Annotated in this window: 16 protein-coding genes; 15 read left to right on the forward strand and 1 reads right to left on the reverse strand. The window is 42.4% G+C overall.

Features of this window, described 5'->3' with window-relative positions; genetic code table 11:
• The first annotated feature begins 68 nt into the window (after positions 1-68).
• Complete coding sequence (gene pulA / locus D7D50_RS07110) at positions 69-2366, forward strand: type I pullulanase (RefSeq protein WP_120701855.1); 2298 nt, start codon at positions 69-71, stop codon at positions 2364-2366.
• Between the two features lie 704 nt (positions 2367-3070).
• Here pulA and D7D50_RS07115 read toward each other — a convergent pair.
• Entirely contained in the window at positions 3071-5260 is a 2190-nt protein-coding gene (locus D7D50_RS07115; protein WP_023023603.1) for an LTA synthase family protein, read from the reverse strand.
• A gap of 243 nt (positions 5261-5503) precedes the next feature.
• On the opposite strand from D7D50_RS07115, the gene D7D50_RS07120 reads away from it, so the two are divergent.
• The 14 genes from D7D50_RS07120 to mef(A) all read left to right on the forward strand — a co-directional run bounded on the left by D7D50_RS07120 (position 5504) and on the right by mef(A) (position 20024).
• A complete protein-coding gene (locus D7D50_RS07120; protein ID WP_023023601.1) occupies positions 5504-6667 on the forward strand; it encodes a class I SAM-dependent rRNA methyltransferase in 1164 nt (387 codons plus the stop codon).
• Entirely contained in the window at positions 6664-7341 is a 678-nt protein-coding gene (aroD, locus tag D7D50_RS07125; protein ID WP_023023600.1) for a type I 3-dehydroquinate dehydratase, read from the forward strand. The genes D7D50_RS07120 and aroD overlap by 4 nt, the downstream gene beginning before the upstream one ends.
• Positions 7331-8206, forward strand: coding sequence for a shikimate dehydrogenase (gene aroE / locus D7D50_RS07130; protein WP_120701856.1), 876 nt, complete (start codon positions 7331-7333; stop codon positions 8204-8206). The genes aroD and aroE overlap by 11 nt, the downstream gene beginning before the upstream one ends.
• A gap of 101 nt (positions 8207-8307) precedes the next feature.
• Entirely contained in the window at positions 8308-9372 is a 1065-nt protein-coding gene (aroB, locus tag D7D50_RS07135; protein WP_023023596.1) for a 3-dehydroquinate synthase, read from the forward strand.
• A 20-nt stretch (positions 9373-9392) separates the two neighbouring features.
• Positions 9393-10559, forward strand: coding sequence for a chorismate synthase (gene aroC / locus D7D50_RS07140; protein WP_120701857.1), 1167 nt, complete (start codon positions 9393-9395; stop codon positions 10557-10559).
• A 12-nt stretch (positions 10560-10571) separates the two neighbouring features.
• Positions 10572-11678, forward strand: a complete 1107-nt coding sequence (locus D7D50_RS07145; RefSeq protein ID WP_120701858.1) for a prephenate dehydrogenase — start codon at positions 10572-10574, stop codon at positions 11676-11678.
• Between the two features lie 99 nt (positions 11679-11777).
• A complete protein-coding gene (locus D7D50_RS07150; protein WP_023023590.1) occupies positions 11778-12116 on the forward strand; it encodes a YlbF/YmcA family competence regulator in 339 nt (112 codons plus the stop codon).
• Between the two features lie 273 nt (positions 12117-12389).
• Entirely contained in the window at positions 12390-13673 is a 1284-nt protein-coding gene (gene aroA / locus D7D50_RS07160) for a 3-phosphoshikimate 1-carboxyvinyltransferase (protein WP_023026961.1), read from the forward strand.
• Positions 13666-14151 (forward strand): shikimate kinase, encoded by a 486-nt coding sequence (locus D7D50_RS07165; protein WP_023026960.1) that lies wholly within the window; start codon positions 13666-13668, stop codon positions 14149-14151. The genes aroA and D7D50_RS07165 overlap by 8 nt, the downstream gene beginning before the upstream one ends.
• The gene (pheA, locus tag D7D50_RS07170; RefSeq protein WP_023026959.1) at positions 14142-14996 is read left to right on the forward strand and encodes a prephenate dehydratase; all 855 of its coding nucleotides are present in this window, start codon (positions 14142-14144) and stop codon (positions 14994-14996) included. The genes D7D50_RS07165 and pheA overlap by 10 nt, the downstream gene beginning before the upstream one ends.
• Positions 14993-16318 carry an LCP family protein gene (locus D7D50_RS07175; protein WP_023026958.1) on the forward strand — a complete coding sequence of 442 codons (1326 nt, stop codon included), beginning with the start codon at positions 14993-14995 and terminating at the stop codon, positions 16316-16318. The genes pheA and D7D50_RS07175 overlap by 4 nt, the downstream gene beginning before the upstream one ends.
• Positions 16319-16380: 62 nt before the next feature.
• The gene (gene rlmD, locus D7D50_RS07180) at positions 16381-17736 is read left to right on the forward strand and encodes a 23S rRNA (uracil(1939)-C(5))-methyltransferase RlmD (RefSeq protein WP_120701859.1); all 1356 of its coding nucleotides are present in this window, start codon (positions 16381-16383) and stop codon (positions 17734-17736) included.
• Positions 17737-18250: 514 nt separating this feature from the next.
• The gene (locus D7D50_RS07185) at positions 18251-18421 is read left to right on the forward strand and encodes a hypothetical protein (protein ID WP_000873143.1); all 171 of its coding nucleotides are present in this window, start codon (positions 18251-18253) and stop codon (positions 18419-18421) included.
• 385 nt (positions 18422-18806) lie between these two features.
• Positions 18807-20024, forward strand: a complete 1218-nt coding sequence (gene mef(A) / locus D7D50_RS07190) for a macrolide efflux MFS transporter Mef(A) (RefSeq protein ID WP_000417519.1) — start codon at positions 18807-18809, stop codon at positions 20022-20024.
• Positions 20025-20067: the final 43 nt, after the last annotated feature.

Raw genomic sequence — 20067 nt, forward strand, 5'->3', positions numbered from 1 at the left:
TGGAGTATCATTGCTGAGAGTGGGCAATGTTCATTTCTTCTTAGTTAGGAAATAGGAAATACAATAAGATGCATCAGTATCAAGTTAAAATCCACTACCATCATCCTGTAGGCGATTATTTTGCCCGTGATATGTGGAAGTGGCATGAAGGAGTTTGGGGAGAGGAAGTGTCCTTCTCCAAGCTCGATTATTTTGGTGTTGAGGGGCTCTTAGTTTATAACTGTGAGACACCTCAACGATTTGGCCATGTCATCATCAAGGAAGGAAACTGGATCAGTCAGTCAGACGAATACCATATTGAGTTTTTGCCTGAAGGGCATGTGCGAGAAGTCTGGTTAATTCAAGGGGATGATACCGTTTATTATTCCATACAGGCTGCAATGACTAGTCATGAATACAGCCGCCGGAAGCCGCATGCTTTTGATATGGCGACTCATTACCAGGAATTCGATGCCAAGTGGGGCTATCAAGGATGGTTGGGCTATCGCCAGCAGGATGATGATTACCGCTTTAAACTCTGGGCACCTACTGCCAATAAAGTAGACCTCCTCATCTATGATTCTGTCGCTAATGACAGCAAGGTTTGGAAGATTGTCCCAATGGTTCGTGGCCAGCGTGAATCTAGCGACCATGTTCGAAATAATTGTGGTGTCTGGTATGCCGATGTCATGGGGAACCTCAGTGGACTAGCCTATCAGTACAAGGTTTATTTTGATTACCATACGGAGATTGCGCGTGATCCTTATACGATTGCTACCAGTGAAAATGGGAAAAAATCAGCCATTCTTTCCCATTATGATCGCATCTTCCCTGCCTTTCAAACAGAAGCGTATGAGAAGGCTGACTGGCGGCTGGATAATCCCTGCCAGGCGGTTGTTTATGAAATGCATGTCCGGGATTTGACCATTTCTCCAACTTCCGGTGTGGACGAAGCTTATCGAGGAACCTACCGAGGGGCTCACCAGACTGGGACTAAGAACGCCCAGGGTGATGCTACTGCTTTTGATTACATCAAGGAATTAGGGGTTAATGTGGTGCAATTGCAGCCGGTTACCGACCGCTATAAGACCTACGATGAAGAAGGCAATGTCCTCTACAACTGGGGCTACGATGTGCAGAATTATTCAGCACCTGAGACTTGGTATTCAACCAAACCTCACGATCCTAAAACCACCATGCGCGAATTAAAAGAAATGATTCACGCCTTCCATGAAGCAGGAATCTCAGTGGTTATGGATGTCGTTTATAACCATATCTATTCGACAGAAGATGGCGCCTTCCAAACAACTGTTCCTGATTATTATTACCGGATGAATCCAGATGGATCCTTCCAAAATGGTACAGGAGTTGGGAATGAGACAGCCAGTGAGCATGAGATGTATCGCAAGTTCATGATTGATTCCTTGACACATTGGGTAACGGAATATAAGATTGACGGTTTCCGCTTTGACTTGATGGGGATTCACGATGTGGATACGATGGATGAAATCCGTGAAGCCATGGATGCGATTGATCCACGGATTCTCCTCTATGGAGAAGGTTGGGATATGGGGACAGGCTTAGCTCCAGAAGATAAGGCCAAGAAGGACAATGCTTATCAGATGGCACAAGTCGGATTCTTTAATGATACCTCTCGAGATGCCATTAAGGGGGCCGAGGTCTTTGGCTCTATCAAACGTGGCTATGTTAGTCGGAAGTCTACAGAAGACATCATTGCGCGGTCTGTTCTGGGTAGTGCAGAGTTGGGATCCTTCCTAACTCCAAGTCAGGTTCTCAACTATGTAGAAGCCCATGATAACTACAACCTCTATGATTTACTTTCTTATGTCCATCCAGATGACTCTCAGGAAAAAATTAAGAAGCAGGTAGAAGTGGCGACAGCCATGAACCTCCTCTTCCAAGGGATGGCCTTTATGCAAGTTGGCCAAGAGTTCCTACGAACCAAGTTGGTTGCAACGGGTGAAGATGGAGAAGTGACCCAGGCAGATCGAGAACGCGCTATGAATTCCTATAATGCGCCAGATGCCGTCAACCAAGTCGATTGGAATCTGGTGTCTGTCAACAAGGATACGATTGACTATATTCGTCAAATCATTCATTTGAAGAAGACCTTACCTGCCTTGTCTCTTGAGTCTTATGAGGAAATATACCAACATGTCTTTGTGCATACAGCGGATATGGGTAGTGGTGTCATCGTCTTTGAATTAAATTGGGATAAACACTATTCTGTCATCTTTAACACCAGTGGACTTCCATTCTATCTCCAGAACGCAGATCATCTTGAGCTTCTTGTTGGAAATAGTCGAAATAAACGACCATTCTATGTTGAGAATCTAACAGCCTCCGTCTTTGAATGGAAGAAATAAAAAAATAAGATTGGGAAATCCCAATCTTATTTCAAATTGAAGATAAAGCTATCTTTAAAACTTTCCTTAGGTGAGTACGGAGGTTAGGTGAAATTATCCAGTGGATGATTTCAGCAATCCAGGAAGTTCCAAGACTTAGTTTTGAACCTAAAGTTTCAAAACTCCCAAGTGCTTGAAACACTATAGTTTCACCCACTTTTCTCACAGCGGAAAGTTTTAGATTTGCTTTAATGATCTAAATTAATAGAAGTTGTTTTTGAAAAACAATCCAGCTACCTTAAGTAAAAATAGTTTGTCTACATTTTAAAATGAGGCTAGGACAAAAGTCCTAGCCTCTCAATTGTCTTTGGATTGTCGAGCAAGACACAGTGGTTGAGTGGGACGACGAAATCGAATTCTAACGAATTACCGATTTTTGTTCCACTCTCTATTTCAAATTGAAGATAAAGCCATCTTAAAAACTTTCCTTAGGTGAGTACGGACGTCTGCGACCTTCTCCGAAGTTCCAAGACTTAGTTTTGAACCTAAAGTTTCAAAACTCCCAAGTGCTTGAAACACGTGTTTCAAGCACTTTTCTCACAGCGGAAAGTTTTAGATTTGCTTAAATGACCCAAATTAATAGAAGTTGTTTTTGAAAACAATCCAGATACCTTAAGTAAAAATAGTTTGTCTACATTTAAAAATAAGATTAGGAAACCCTAATCTTATTTTTTCTCTGATGAAGAAGAACTTGAACTACTTGAGCTAGAATCGTCACTCGATGATGAAGAAGAACTGAACTGTTCAGGATGGAGTTCCTTATAGCTAGGAGCCTTGAAGAGATCAACCGTTGACTGATTGCCTTTTTGGCTATAGAGACTGGTTGATGCATCCCCTTTTTCTTTTTCGATTTTCTTCAACGCTTTCATCGAGTTATTGTAAGAGTAATCATCTGGGTTGACTTTTCCAAGATCATTACCGGTATAGAACCGTAAGAGATCACCAGTTTGAATACTATCACTAATCTTGAGTTGAAGATTCGCTGCCTCACGGATCTTATCGAGTTGCTCTTTCGTTGTTTCGTCTGGATTGGTGATTTCTTCACCAGTCTTGGTGTAATAGGTCCGGCCACTGTAACTTGTATACTCAGGGGTCACAAAGTAGTTGGATGAACGGAAAGCAACAATTTGACTATGATCTGGAGATAATAAGTCTTGTCCAACTTGAAGGAAGTTCTTAGAATCAATTCCTAACAAGTGTTCCAAAGTTGGAAGCATATCAATCTCTCCACCGTAGGTTTCAATAACTTTCCCCTTGTCCATACCTGGAATCACCACCATATAAGGCACGCGTTGCAACATGGCATTGTCATAGCTAGACCATGTCTCCGAGTTCTTGTCGAGCAGAGGAGCTAGGGCTGGATTCCGAGAGTTTGAAATACCGTAGTGGTCACCATACAAAACAATAATAGAGTTCTCATATAAGCCTGAAGCTTTGAGATAATCGAAGAAGGCCTTGACGGAAGCATCCAAGTAGTTGGCTGTAGCAAAATACCCATTAATTGTTTCATCTTGCGTTTCTGCCAGAGGGAAGCCGACTTCGTCACCAATCAGACTTGTCGTATAAGGATAGTGGTTGGAAACTGTAATGAATTTGGTGTAAAACGGTTGTTGCATGTGTTCCAAGTACTTGATGGAATCCTTAAACATGATCTTATCGTTGAGTCCATATTGGAAGGAATTGGTATCATCTTGCTTGGTAAAGTAAGAGGCATCAAAGAAGTAATGGTAGCCCCATTGTTTGTAAGCTGTATTACGGTTCCAGAAGCTTCCGGCATTTCCGTGGAAAACAGCACTGGATTGGTAGCCATTCTTAGAAAGAATAAAAGGAGCTGCTTGCTGGGTATTGGTGCCACCGTAGTTCACCATAAAGGAACCTTGGTTCAAACCAAACAAGCCTGTTTCAATCATGGTCTCTGCATCTGATGTTTTACCAGCTTTTACCTGGTTGAAAACATTAGCAAATGCAAAGGTTTCATTTGAATGGTAAAGTGAGTTGATAAAAGGGGTTACTTCGTATTCTTTGCCATCGACCTTCAATTTATAATCGATCAAGAATTGTTGGAAACTTTCCAAGTGGATATAGATGACATTTCGTCCCTTAGCTAGACCAAAGGTTTCAGGATTTGGTTGAGCATAGTGGCTAGCAACATACTCTTCAACTGGCTTCAAGTCTACTTCAGAGGCTTTTGAGCGTTCTTTATTTGCCATGTAAGTCTGGTTGGCACTGTAACCTAAGAAGGCTGGTAAGCCAAGCGCACGGACTACATAATAATTTGAGAATCCACGCGTTAACAACTCCGGACGGTCAATCTCTGCCAAGAAAAGGTTGGCAGAGAAGAGCATAGCAGAGAGAGAAGTAACTGCAAAACTTGCCCGTTTATTAAATGGACGGGGATCTAGTTTGACCAATTTTTTAAAAAAGAGGAAAGCTAGAATTGGAAAGTCTAGAATATAGATGATGTCCCAAGGTCGGAACAATTCTAAGGCTGCTGCCCCAAGACCAGCGGATACCTTACTAGAGGCTAGCATGGTATTGACAGTTACGAAATCTGTAAACTCACGATAATAAATCGAATTGGATATCAACCAGATAAATAAAATGACATAGATGCTAAAAGATAGCAAATAGAAGAGTTTGGTTCTCTTAATATAAAAAGCGAGACCGATGAATAAGAGACTTAACGGTATCGGGTTAATGATTGCAAGAAAAACCTGATAGAAGCCTTGAATATCTAGATTAAAGTCTACTGTATAGGCCCACATGGTTTTAAACCAATAAAGCAACAGTAGGGTAAAGACAAATCCTAGTCTGGTACTCATAGCATCGAGTATCGTTTTGGTAATTTTTTTCACAAAAATATACTTCCTTGCCTTATTTCCTAAAAATTTTCTTACAACAGTATACCATAATTTAGATCGTTTTGAAAATAAAGCAAGCAGATAATGAGGGATAGAAAGTCTAAGTTTGAGATTTGTAATCTATTACTAAACAAAAAGAGCAAGAATGTTTAAAACGATGGAGATCACTTTGTTATTAATCGTATTTTTAAGGAAGAGACTTTGTGAAATTTTGAAAATTTTGATACAATAGAGAGTATGAAAAAGCTGACAATTAACCGACAAATTGAGAAGAAAATCCATAAAGGTTATAAGATTTTAGAGAAGGTTGACTTTGGGCAGCTCCCCTTTGACAATGAGGTTGTCGAACTGGTTACAGCTTCGGGCCACTTTGTTGGGACAGGTTACCTTTCCGAGCAAAACAAGGGGCTTGGTTGGGTCATCTCTCCGAAGAAAATCACCTTGGATCAAGCTTACTTTTGTCACTTATTTGCTGAAGCTAAGTCTAAACGTCTCTCCTATTATCAGTCGGAATTGGATACTGCTTTTAGAATTTTTAATCAAGAAGGCGATGGATTTGGAGGCTTAACCATTGATCTCTATGAAGATTATGCCGTCTTTTCCATATACAATGCCTTTGTCTATCAAATCAGAGACTTGATCGTTGCAGCTTTTCAAGAAGTTTTTCCTGAAGTCTTGGGAGGATATGAAAAAATCCGTTTTAAGGATCCCGGTTATGAGTCAGCTCATCTATTTGGTCAAGAAGCTCCAGAGACCTTCTGTATTTTGGAAAATGGAGTTCGTTACCAAGTTTTTCTGAATGATGGCTTGATGACAGGAATCTTCTTGGACCAACATGAAGTGCGCGCTAGTTTAGTAGATGGTTTAGCAACAGGCAAAACCTTGCTCAATATGTTTTCCTATACGGCGGCTTTTTCAGTGGCAGCTGCTATGGGAGGAGCACTGGAGACGACCTCTGTGGATCTCGCCAAGCGTAGTCGGGAACTATCTGAAGCTCATTTTTTGGCAAATGGTCTAGAATTAGACCAGCACCGCTTTATTGTCATGGACGTTTTTGATTATTATAAGTATGCCAAGCGTCATGGTTTGACCTATGATGTGATTGTTTTAGATCCGCCGAGTTTTGCTCGCAATAAGAAGCGTACCTTCTCAGTTGCGAAGGATTATCACAAACTAATTGAGCAGTCCCTAGAGATTTTAAATCCAAAAGGTATTTTGATTGCTAGTACCAACGCTGCGAATGTCAGTCGAGACAAATTTAAAAAAGAAATTGAAAAGGGCTTTAAAGGCCATAAACATCGCTATATCAGTGAGGTAGGACTTCCAGCTGATTTTCGATACAATGAAAAGGAAGAAAGTAGTAATTACTTGAAAGTTTTTACAATTAAGGTGGATCAATGAAATTAGTTGTTTCTGTAATGCCAAGAAATTTTGAAGAAGCACAGGCCATTGATGCCAGTCGGTATCAGGAAGCAGATGTCATTGAATGGCGTGCGGATTATTTGGATAAAAATGATATCTTACAAGTTGCGCCTGCCATCTTTGAAAAATTTGCCGGTCGTGAGATTGTATTTACCCTGCGGACACGGGAGCAGGGAGGAGAAATTGAACTTTCTGGTGAAGAGTACGTAGCCATTATCCATGATATCAATAACATCTATCATCCGGATTATGTCGATTTTGAGTACTTTGGTCACCAGGCCGAGTTTAATCAGATGATGGATTATTCCAATCTTTGCTTAAGCTACCACAATTTCCAGGAAACCCCTGAAAACATGATGGAAATTATGTCGGAATTAACCAGCTTTACACCGAAATTGGTAAAGGTCTCTGTGATGGCTCATACTGAGCGGGATGTTCTCGACTTGATGAACTATACACGTGGCTTTAAAACTCTAAATCCAGAACAAGAGTTCGTTACAATTTCTATGGGGAAAATTGGCCGAATTTCTCGCATTGCTGCCGATTTAACTGGTTCTGTTTGGTCCTATGCTAGTGTTGGAGAGGAAAGTGCACCAGGTCAAATCAGTTTGGCAAGCATGCACAAGATTCGGGAGATCTTAGATGAGGATTGATGGCTATACGCGAATGGCGGCCGTCATTGCTAAGCCCATTCGTCATAGTATCTCGCCCTTTATTCACAATCATGCTTACCAACTAACCGCCACCAATGCGGTCTACCTTGCTTGGGAAGTGGCAGAAGAACAAGTTGAACAAAGTCTTCAACAGTTACGAGTACTGGATATGTTGGGCGCCAATATTTCCATGCCCTATAAGAAAAAAGTCCTACCCTACTTAGATCAGGTGGATGAAAGTGCCCAACTCATCGGTTCGGTCAATACAATTGTTCAGAAGGATGGTTGCTTAACAGGATACAATACCGATGGACTTGGTTTTTTAAAGAGTCTACCCAAGACTTTTTCTGTAAAGGATAAGAAACTTGTCCTTTTGGGAGCAGGCGGGGCAGCAACTGCCATTATCCTAGAAGCTATTCGACAAGGAGTGGCAGAGATACATTTATTTGTTCGCCCAGAAAGTTTAGCCAAGTATCAGGCTACCTTCTCTCCACTATCTGAAGCTCTCTCTTTTTCAATTGTCCTCCATGACTTATCCCGTCGGGACCAGGTCAATGCAATGATGGTGGGGACGGATTTATTGATCAATGCTACTGGACTTGGAATGGACGGAGTTTCCCTTCCTGTTCCTAAGGACTTTACCTTTCCTAAAGGATGTCTAGTAGCCGACTTGGCTTATTTTCCTGCCAAGACACCGTTTCTTCAATTAGCGGAAGAACAAGAGCTGCAAACGGTAAATGGGCTTGGAATGCTGTTTCATCAAGCTGCCCTAGCCTTCGAACTAATGACGTATAAAACCTTCCCAGAGCAGGAAGTCTGGCAAGCCTTGAAATTGGAATACCCTGAATATGTATTAGAAAAATGATGGAAGAAAACAGAAAAACTTAATCAAGTATGCTCTGTTTTCTATTTTTATACAATGGTGAAATTGTAATGTTTTTCACATGGATTTGAAAGGAGATCCTTATGAAGGTGAATGTTGATCTACCAAAGAATGGTTATGAGATTGTCATTGAGAATGGAGCAATCCAAAAGGTAGGAACTTGGCTCAGTCATTTATGGGAACCTCAAAAAGTAGCAGTCATAACAGACAACCATGTGGGATCCCTTTATGCAAGTCAGGTAGTGAAATGCCTTGAAAGTGAAGGATTTACAGTTGTTCATTATGAGTTTCTAGAAGGAGAAGCTAGTAAAAATCTAACGACTGTTCAGAAAGTTTATGAATTTTTAGCGAAGAATGGCATGACACGATCGGATGGGATCCTTGCTCTGGGTGGTGGCGTTGTCGGAGATCTAGCTGGTTTCGTGGCTTCCACTTATATGCGTGGGATTCATTTCGTCCAAGTACCAACTAGTTTGACTGCTCAAGTCGACTCTTCTATTGGAGGCAAGACTGGAGTAAATACGCTCTATGCTAAAAACTTGGTAGGAACCTTTGCCCAACCTGCTGGAGTCTTGATTGACCCTGAGGTACTGCGGACCCTGGGCCAACGTGAGTTGATCGAGGGCATGGGGGAGGTCATCAAGTATGGACTCATTGAGGATCCAGAATTATGGGAAGAATTGGAAGGAATGGATGGCTCCGTCGAGTCTATTTATGAGCATGCAGAATCCCTGATTGCTCATTCCTGTCAAGTCAAGCGCAAGATGGTTGTTGAGGATGAGCTAGACCAGGGCATCCGTCTTTATCTGAATTTTGGTCATACCCTTGGACACGCCATTGAAGCAACTGCAGGTTATGGCCAGGTCATGCACGGAGAAGCCGTAGCGATAGGGATGGTACAAGTCACTAAGGTGGCAGAAGCCAAGGGATTAGTCCAAGCCGGTTTAACACGGGCCATTCGCCAAATGTGTCAAAAATTTGGCTTACCAGTAGAATTCCATAAATGGGATAAAGAAGAGCTATATCAAGCCTTGACCTTGGACAAGAAGGCGAGGGGCAATCAATTAAAACTCGTTTTGGTCCCAGAAATTGGCACTTGTCAGATTCATCCAGTCCCATTGGAAGAAATGAAAGACTTCTTAAACTAGAAACCGACAAAGGAGATACCATGCGTTATTTAACAGCAGGAGAATCACACGGACCACGACTAACAGCCATTATTGAAGGAGTGCCTGCAGGACTCCCTTTGACGGCTGATTTTATCAATGCTGAGTTGAAACGTCGCCAAGGGGGCTACGGTCGTGGAGCACGGATGAAGATTGAAAGCGATCAGGTCGAGATCACCTCCGGAGTTCGCCATGGCTTGACCATGGGAGGCCCCATCACCTTGAATGTCACCAACCTAGACCATCAAAAATGGCTGGAGATCATGTCTGTCAGTGATGTGGAAGAAAAGAAAAAGGGGCTTCGGAAAATTACTAAGCCTCGTCCAGGCCACGCTGATTTGGTCGGTGGGATCAAGTACCGTTTCGATGACTTACGCAATTCATTGGAGAGGTCATCGGCTCGGGAAACGACTATGCGGGTAGCAGTTGGTGCAGTAGCCAAACGGTTATTAGAAGAGATTGGGATCCAAGTAGCCAGCCACATCGTTAATTTCGGTGGCATCGAAGTAGAGGTTCCAGAAAATCTTACGGTTTCGCAAATCAAAGAAGCGGTCGCTCAATCCGAGGTTTCTATTGTCAATCGAGAGCGAGAGAAAGAAATCAAGGCCTATATCGATAGCGTGAAGAAAGAAGGAGAGACCATCGGAGGGATCGTTGAAACCATTGTAGGTGGTGTGCCTGTTGGTCTAGGATCTTTTGTCCAATGGGACAAGAAATTGGATGCCAAAATTGCTCAAGGGGTTGTCTCCATCAACGCCTTTAAAGGAGTAGAATTCGGAATGGGCTTTGAAGCTGGTCGTCGCAAAGGCAGTCAGGTCATGGACGAAATCCTCTGGTCCCAACAAAATGGTTATACCCGTCGAACCAATCATTTAGGCGGATTTGAAGGAGGCATGACCAATGGGGAGCCCATTATTGTCCGTGGGGTTATGAAGCCAATCCCGACCCTTTATAAGCCCCTCATGAGTGTCGATATTGAAACGCATGAGCCATATAAGGCAACGGTGGAGCGGAGTGATCCAACAGCACTTCCAGCGGCGGGAGTAGTCATGGAGGCTGTGGTGGCAACGGTCTTAGCTACAGAAGTCTTGGATAAATTCTCTTCTGATAATCTGGAGGAATTGAAGGAAGCTGTCGAGCTTCATCGGGCCTATACCAAAGCTTTCTAACTGGAGAAATAAATGGAAGAAAAGGTTGTATATATCGTCGGTCTCGGACTGATTGGAGCTTCGTTAGCCATGGGGATTCGGAAGGGCCATCCAGAAGTTACTCTATTAGGTTATAATCGCAGTCAAGCCTCGCGGGATATTGCTTTGAAGAATGGGATTGTTGATAAGGTGACGGCCAATCTTGAAGAGTTTGCTTCTAAAGTAGATGTTATCATCGTCTCCTTACCTGTGAAACAAACGATTGAAACCTTTCAGCAATTGTCAAAAATGCCACTGAAAGAAGGGGTTATTGTAACGGATGTGGGGTCGACCAAGGGGGCGATTGTAGAAGCGGGTCAAGAAGCTTTTAACCATCTCCCAGTCCGTTTTGTCGGTGGGCATCCCATGGCGGGGAGTCACAAGACGGGAGCTGCCTCGGCTGACTCTACCCTCTTTGAAAATGCTTATTACATTTTTACTCCAACTCTTGCGACTGATCCCAGTGCTATTTTGGAAATGAAGGAGTTGCTCTCAGGGCTTGGAGCCCGTTTCATCGAGGTGGATCCAATTGAACACGATCGAGTCACTTCTCAAATCAGCCACTTTCCTCATGTATTAGCTGCAACCCTGATGGGACAAGCAGCTGCTTATACAGAGGAGCATAGCCTTACGGGTCGCTTTGCTGCAGGTGGATTCCGTGATATGACGCGGATTGCAGAGAGTGAGCCCAGCATGTGGACTTCTATCTTGCTGTCCAATCCAAGTGCTGTTCTTGATCGGATAGCGGACTTTCAAAATCGCCTTGACCAAGTTGCCGATATGATAAGACAAGGGCAAGAAGATGACATTTGGTCCTTCTTTGATCAGAGTCGAGAGCAACGCCAGCACATGCAGATCCACAAACGAGGCGGGGTGGAAAGTACCTTTGACATTTTTGTGGATGTCCCAGACGAAGAAGATGTCATCCTTCGGATCTTGGAGTTGCTTCGTGGGACTTCCTTGGTCAATATTCATATTAATGAGGAAAACCGGGAAGATGTCTATGGAATCCTCCAAATTTCCTTTAAGACAGTTGCAGATCAAGCAAGGGCTGAAGCCCTGATTACAGAGCAAACGGATTATAGCGTAGTGATCAAATAGGTCTCAAGTAGGATTTTTTTAAAAACATCAGTTTCTAATGCAATATGTAAAATATTCTTTGTATAATAGAATGAAATCAAACCTTTAAGGAGAAATCACATGTCAAATATTTATGATATAGCCAATGAATTGTCACGTGGAATTCGTGACTTACCAGAATACAAAGCTGTCCTTGCTAGTAAGGAAGCCATTGATGCAGATGCGGATGCAAAAGCTTTATTCGGAGACTACCTTGCTTTCCAACAAGAAATCCATGGGGTTATCCAGTCTGGACAAATGCCAACCGAAGACCAACAAAAGAAGATGCAAGATTTTGCTGAAAAATTACAAGGAAATCCAATTGTGAATGAATTTTTCACCAAACAACAGCAACTATCTGTTTATCTAGGAGATATTGAACGGATTATTTTTGATCCAGTTCAAGATTTATTTAAATAAGGGAGAGGCTGGGACAAAAGTCCTAGCCTCTCAATTGTCTTTGGATTGTCGAGCAAGACGCAGCTGTTGAGTGGACTCTACTACGCTGATTTCATCAGCTTTAACAGCCCTACTCAACTGTGCGGAGGTGGGACGACGAAATCGAATTCTAACGAATGACCGATTTCTGTCCTACTCTCTTTTTCTCCCTCCTCTTGGAGGTCCTTCCAAGTGAACGTTGAAAATGGCTTTTTTTTATGGTAGAATTTTTAGAAAAGCTTGAAGGGGTAAGCCATGAAATTACAAACGAATTGTAAGGGTTTAAATGGAATTATTCGTGTTCCAGGGGATAAATCAATCAGTCATCGGTCGATTATCTTTGGTAGCCTTGCGCATGGAACCACTAAGGTCTATGATATCTTACGTGGTGAAGATGTCTTATCCACTATTCAAGTATTTAGGGACCTAGGCGTCTCTATCCAAGATGATGGTCAAGTGATCACCATTGAGGGGAAAGGCTTCGAAGCCTTTCAACAACCTAAAAATGATCTGGATATGGGAAATTCAGGCACCTCTACTCGATTGATAGCGGGTGTCTTAGCAGGAAGTCCCTTCCCAGTTACCATGGTTGGAGATGATAGCTTGTCCAAACGACCAATGGACCGAGTAGCGATCCCCCTTCGAGAGATGGGAGTCACTATTCAGGGCCAAACAGATCGAGACATGTTGCCCCTTCATCTGCATGGATCAAAAGAGTTACAACCAATCCATTATTCATTACCGGTAGCTTCTGCGCAGGTCAAGTCAGCTCTTCTTTTTGCAGCTATGCAAGCAGAAGGGGAGTCAGTCATTCTAGAGAAGGAACTGACACGGAATCATACCGAAGATATGATCCAGCAGTTCGGTGGCCGGATCAGCGTGAAGGGCAAAGAGATTCGCCTACGTGGGCCTCAAAGCTTCCAAGCCTGTGAGGTTACGGTACCAGGTGATATTTCCAGTGCGGCCTTTTGGTTGGTAGCTGGTTTGATTGTCCCTAATAGTCAGATTCGTCTAGAGAATGTCGGCATCAATGAAACTCGTACAGGCATTCTAGAGGTTATTGAAAAAATGGGTGGCAAGCTTCAAATCTTGGATCTTGATCCAGTTGCTAAGGCGGCGACCCTTGTCGTAGAGACTTCAGACCTCCATGGAACAGAAATTTCAGGTGATTTGATTCCTCGCTTGATTGACGAGCTTCCAATCATTGCTCTTTTAGCAACTCAGGCTTCCGGACGAACCATTATCAAAGATGCTGAAGAATTGAAAGTTAAAGAAACGGATCGCATTCAAGTTGTGGCAGATAGTCTAAACGCTATGGGAGCGTCCATCACTCCAACAGAGGATGGTATGATCATTGAAGGGAAAACGCCCTTGCATGCTGCTAGTCTGCAAACCTTTGGCGACCACCGGATCGGCATGATGGGGGCGATTGCAGCCCTGCTTGTAAGAGAGGGTGAAGTGAAACTCGAGCGTGCAGAAGCTATTAATACCAGTTATCCTTCCTTCTTTGAGGATTTAGAAAAGGTGTCCCATGCCTAAAGTACTACTCGGCTTTATGGGAGCAGGGAAAACGACCATTGGTCGTTTATTAGATCCAACTTTTGTAGATATGGATGCGCTCTTGGTTCAACGCTTAGAAATGCCGATTTCGGACTATTTTGCTCGCTTTGGAGAAGAGAGTTTTCGCCAGCAAGAGTCGCTTTTGTTGCAAGAATTGCTAAATGGACAGAGTTCCGTCATTTCAACTGGTGGGGGGATTGTCTTGAGGTCTGAAAATCGTGAGCTCCTCAAGAAGAATCCTTGTAATATTTATTTGCGGATTGATTTTGATCGCATCTATCAACGACTGGCAACTGATCCTGTAAATAAGCGGCCTCTCTTTCTTGATAAGACTCAAGAGGAGTTTCATGCCTTGTATGAACAACGCCTGCCCCTATATGAAGAAGTAGCCACACATGTGCTTGATGTTGCTGATAAGACACCTGAAGAAATTGTGGAGATGATTCGATGCTTGTAGCTTATCTCGGTCCTAAGGGATCCTTTACCCATCATGTAGCTCTAGAAAGTTTTCAAGACGCTGCATTGTGTCCTTATGGTTCTATTACTGAGGTATTGAAAGCCTATGAATCCCATCAAGTAGACTATGCAGTCATCCCTGTTGAGAACTCCATTGAAGGCAGTGTCCATGAGACCATTGACTATCTCTTTCACCAGGCCAGTTTCCAGGCTATCGCAGAAGTGGTTTATCCCATTAAGCAACAACTCTTGGCTGTTAAGCAGGATCAAGTCATTGAAGTCATCTATTCGCATCCACAGGCATTAGCCCAGGGAAAAGCCTATGTCCAAGAGCATTTTCCTCAAGCCAGACTGGAGATGACAACTTCGACTTCCTATGCAGCTCGCTATGTCTCACAACATCCCGAACTACCTATTGCAGCCATTGCGCCTTTGGAGGCCAAGGATGAATATGGTCTGGAAGTTGTAGCCAGTAATATTCAAGAGATGGATCAGAATTATACCCGCTTTTGGATTCTTGGTCAGCGGCCTTTTGAAGGCAGTCGCTCCTTAAAGAGTGTTGCCTGCAAGGACAGTCTGGCCATTACCTTACCAAGTAATATTGCAGGTTCCTTATGCCAGGCCCTATCTACATTTGCTTCAAGAGAATTAAATTTAACAAAAATTGAGAGCCGTCCTTTAAAGACGGCCCTAGGGGAATATTTTTTTATCATCGATGTGGTGGATGCTGACGAATTACTGTTTGCTTCTACCTATCAAGAACTGGAGTCCCTAGGAGTTTCCATCAAAACCTTAGGCCACTATTCGGTCTATGTGCTAAAAGACAATGAAACGGAGAACGTATGAGTAGAGAATCAGAAAACCTATCCTATCATGAACAAAAGAGATTGGATTACCTTTATTCCAACTACCATTACCTGAACGAGAAAGAGCAGTCGGAATACAAGTACCTAAAAAATAAATCAGAGGGACGTTTCCAAGATGACCCCGTTTCAGCAATTGCTGAAGAGTCTGAGGCTTCTTCAAGTAGAGGAGAAAATGAGTCTGATGAATTACCTGTCTATCCATCACGTAGTCGAAAGGATAAAGCCAAATCCAATAAAAAGAATCGAGAGGAAGTAACAGGTCTTCCCAAACGTAAGAAGGGAAGAAAAATCCGCTTCAAACGTATTTTAAAGTGGATTGCTGTTTTCTTATTATTGGTTCTTGGTGGGATGGTCTTTATGTTTCTTAAGGGCTTGAATAGCAAACCTGGTGGAACCAATGCTCAACCAGCTGTTAAAGAGTATTTTAACGGCCAGAAGACCAGTGACGGGGTCAATATTCTTATCTTGGGTACAGATGGTCGAATAGGGGAAAGCTCGTCTGAGACTCGAACGGACTCCATCATGGTGGTCAATGTCAATAATAAAGATGGCAAGATCAAGATGGTTAGCTTTATGCGGGACACACTTGTCCATATTGACGGTGTGAGCCAGCAGACGGATCCAGATTACTCAGACTACTATGACCAGAAGCTGAATACAGCCTTTACCATTGGAGAGCAGAATAACAACCAAGGAGCGGAATTGGTCCGTCAGATGCTCAAGGATAACTTTGACATTGATATCCAATACTATGCCATGGTCGATTTCCAAACCTTTGCGACAGCCATCGATACCCTCTTCCCTAACGGGGTGGAGATGAATGCTCAATTCTCCACCATTGATGGTGAAACTGTGTCTGAAGTTGAAGTCCCTGATGACTTGAATATGAAGGATGGCGTTGTTCCGAATCAGACCATTAAGGTCGGAAAACAACGGATGGATGGCCGGACCCTCCTCAACTATGCTCGTTTCCGTAAAGATGATGAGGGAGACTTTGGACGGACGAGACGCCAACAAGAAGTCATGTCTGCCATTGTTCACCAAATCAAGGATCCAACTAAACTCTTCACTGGTTCTGAAGCACTAGGAAAGGTCTTTGCTATGACCTCGACCAATGTACCGTTCTCCTTCTTGTTAACTAACGGGATTGGCTTAGTCGGAAGTGCCAGCAAGGGGATAGAACGCATCACAATCCCAGAAAATGGGGATTGGGTCGATGCCTACGATATGTATGGTGGTCAAGGATTGCTGGTCGATTTCGATGCTTATAAAAAGAAATTGTCCCAAATGGGCTTAAGATGATATAATTAAGGGATAGGAGTGTTCCAAACTCCGTCCCTTTTAATTTGTAGAAAGATAAAAACATGCTAAATAAGAATGAAATTGTAACCGTAGAAATTGTTGATTTGACGCACGAAGGAGCAGGAGTGGCTAAGGTCGATGGCCTGGTCTTTTTTGTGGAGAATGCCTTGCCAGGAGAAGTCATCCGCATGCGCGTGCTCAAGGTCACTAAAAAGATCGGCTACGGTAAAGTAGAGGAGTACCTAGAAAAGTCCCCTCATCGTAATGAGGAGCTAGACCTGGCTTACTTGCGTACAGGTATTGCTGACTTAGGCCACCTAGCCTATCCTGAGCAATTAAAATTTAAGGCCAAGCAGGTCAAGGATAGTCTTTACAAGATGGCGGGAATCTCAGATATAGAAGTACCCCTGCCCCTGGGAATGGACCATCCTGTTCAATACCGCAATAAGGCCCAAGTCCCTGTTCGTCGCGTCAATGGTCAGGTTGAGACAGGCTTCTTTCGGAAGAACTCTCATGATTTGATGCCGATCGAAGATTTCTATATCCAGGATCCAGTCATTGACCAAGTGGTCTTGGCGCTTCGGGATTTGATTCGTCGTTTTGATCTCAAGCCTTATGATGAGAAGGAACAGTCTGGTCTGATTCGAAACCTTGTGGTCCGCCGAGGCCACCATTCTGGAGAAATCATGGTCATTTTGGTCACCACTCGTCCCAAGATTTTCCGTGTGGACCAATTGATCGAGCAGCTGATCAAGCAATTCCCAGCCATCAAATCTGTCATGCAAAATATCAACGATCAGAATACAAATTCCATTTTTGGGAAAGAATGGCGTACGCTATATGGTCAAGACTTTATTACGGACCAAATGTTGGGAAATGATTTCCAAATCTCTGGACCAGCCTTTTACCAGGTCAATACCGAAATGGCAGAGAAACTTTATCAAACAGCCATTGACTTTGCGGACTTAAGAGAAGATGATGTGGTGATTGACGCCTACTCAGGAATTGGGACTATTGGCTTGTCAGTTGCCAAGCACGTCAAAGAAGTCTATGGGGTAGAGGTCATCCCAGAAGCTGTGGAGAATAGCCAGAAGAATGCTAGTATAAATGGCATCACCAATGCCCACTATGTCTGTGACACAGCAGAAAATGCCATGAAGAATTGGCTCAAGGAAGGCATCCAACCAACCGCCATTCTGGTCGATCCACCACGCAAGGGCTTGACCGAAAGCTTCATCAAAGCAAGTGCTCAAACAGGAGCTGACCGTATCGCCTATATATCTTGTAATGTGGCAACTATGGCGCGTGATATCAAACTCTATCAAGAACTGGGCTATGAATTGAAGAAAGTCCAGCCAGTGGATCTTTTTCCGCAAACGCATCATGTTGAGGCGGTAAGTTTGCTAGTCAAGGAGTAAAACGACGAAGATTAGCATTTACTTCCGCCCATGCGATAGCTGTCCGTGATTGACAAGTGCTAGCACGCAGACAGAACGGAGATAGCGAACCGCTGAGTGTGTCGCTCTGCTCGTAAAAGCTTAGAAACCTTTGAACGAAAGGGATAATGAAAGCCTTGATTGCAAGGCTTTTTGCTTTATGGTGGGTAAGTATCAGAGTGAGAAAATTTTTGGAATGAGTAGAAGTGATAGCTAGAAATTATCAGTTTCTATTTCCATTTACCCTGTGGGTACGTGTTTGTTTCCATTGACAAGGAGTTTGTGGGAATAGAAATGTACCCACCTTGTTTGAATCAAGTGAAGTGTAGTTGAAGGAAATCTGTTGAAAGCAATACTTCATTTTACCGAATAAGTAATAATTTAGGCAACTTCAAATCGATTAAAAAAAACTATTTTAAAGGTTAAGAGTAGACAAAAATTGTCCACTCTTTTTTGCAAACTCAATTTATCAATAAATGAAATGAGGGAATGTAAAATGAAATATTTTGAGGTTGAGTTAGAAAATCCTGATGAATTTTTAAAACTACAAACAGAAGATTTTGTGAAAGCTAATCGCTTGCTACTAAGGAAGATAATCCAGAGCGTTACAGTCTATGAAGAAAACTTCGTCATATCCTTTAAATCTGGCATCGAATTGGAAGTATGAGTCTCATTCCATAACTTTTATATTGAACATATCATCTTGTTGTGTTATACTATAAACTGATATAAACAAAGATGTAGGAGGAACCGAAACTATGACAGCCTCAATGCGTTTAAGATAAGCTGGCAATAAAAAAAGCAGAATCTATACCCGATGATAGGCTTTTTTGTTGTGCTTATTTATACGATATTGAGCATTCATTAGTTACGGTGAGGATATTGGTTATTTAACTATACCTTTATTTAACTATGTCTTTAATATGAATGTTTCCAAATTGTATGTATGCAGACCAAAAGCCACATTGTGGGGTTTGGCCTGCATTTTTTATTGCCTAGAATGCTATTCAAAATAGAAATTCAAGCAAAATAATATGCAGGAGATAATATAAATGGAAAAATACAACAATTGGAAACGAAAATTTTATGCAATATGGGCAGGGCAAGCAGTATCATTAATCACTAGTGCCATCCTGCAAATGGCGATTATTTTTTACCTTACAGAAAAAACAGGATCTGCGATGGTCTTGTCTATGGCTTCATTAGTAGGTTTTTTACCCTATGCGATTTTGGGACCTGCCATTGGTGTGCTAGTGGATCGTCATGATAGGAAGAAGATAATGATTGGTGCCGATTTAATTATCGCAGCAGCTGGTGCAGTGCTTGCTATTGTTGCATTCTGTATGGAGCTACCTGTCTGGATGATTATGATAGTATTGTTTATCCGTAGCATTGGAACAGCTTTTCATACCCCAGCACTCAATGCGGTTACACCACTTTTAGTACCAGAAGAACAGCTAACGAAATGCGCAGGCTATAGTCAGTCTTTGCAGTCTATAAGCTATATTGTTAGTCCGGCAGTTGCAGCACTCTTATACTCCGTTTGGGATTTAAATGCTATTATTGCCATCGACGTATTGGGTGCTGTGATTGCATCTATTACGGTAGCAATTGTACGTATACCTAAGCTGGGTAATCAAGTGCAAAGTTTAGAACCAAATTTCATAAGGGAGATGAAAGAAGGAGTTGTGGTTCTGAGACAAAACAAAGGATTGTTTGCCTTATTACTCTTAGGAACACTATATACTTTTGTTTATATGCCAATCAATGCACTATTTCCTTTAATAAGCATGGAACACTTTAATGGAACGCCTGTGCATATTTCTATTACGGAAATTTCCTTTGCATTTGGGATGCTAGCAGGAGGCTTATTATTAGGAAGATTAGGGGGCTTCGAAAAGCATGTATTACTAATAACAAGTTCATTTTTTATAATGGGGACCAGTTTAGCCGTTTCGGGAATACTTCCTCCAAATGGATTTGTAATATTCGTAGTTTGCTGTGCAATAATGGGGCTTTCGGTGCCATTTTATAGCGGTGTGCAAACAGCTCTTTTTCAGGAGAAAATTAAGCCTGAATATTTAGGACGTGTATTTTCTTTGATCGGAAGTATCATGTCACTTGCTATGCCAATTGGGTTAATTCTTTCTGGATTCTTTGCTGATAAAATCGGTGTAAATCATTGGTTTTTACTATCAGGTATTTTAATTATTGGCATTGCTATAGTTTGCCAAATGATAACTGAGGTTAGAAAATTAGATTTAAAATAAACAATATTGGAGGAATATTTATGTATCTTATTTTCATGTAACT

The organism is Streptococcus koreensis, assembly GCF_003627135.1.
Taxonomy (GTDB): domain Bacteria; phylum Bacillota; class Bacilli; order Lactobacillales; family Streptococcaceae; genus Streptococcus; species Streptococcus ilei.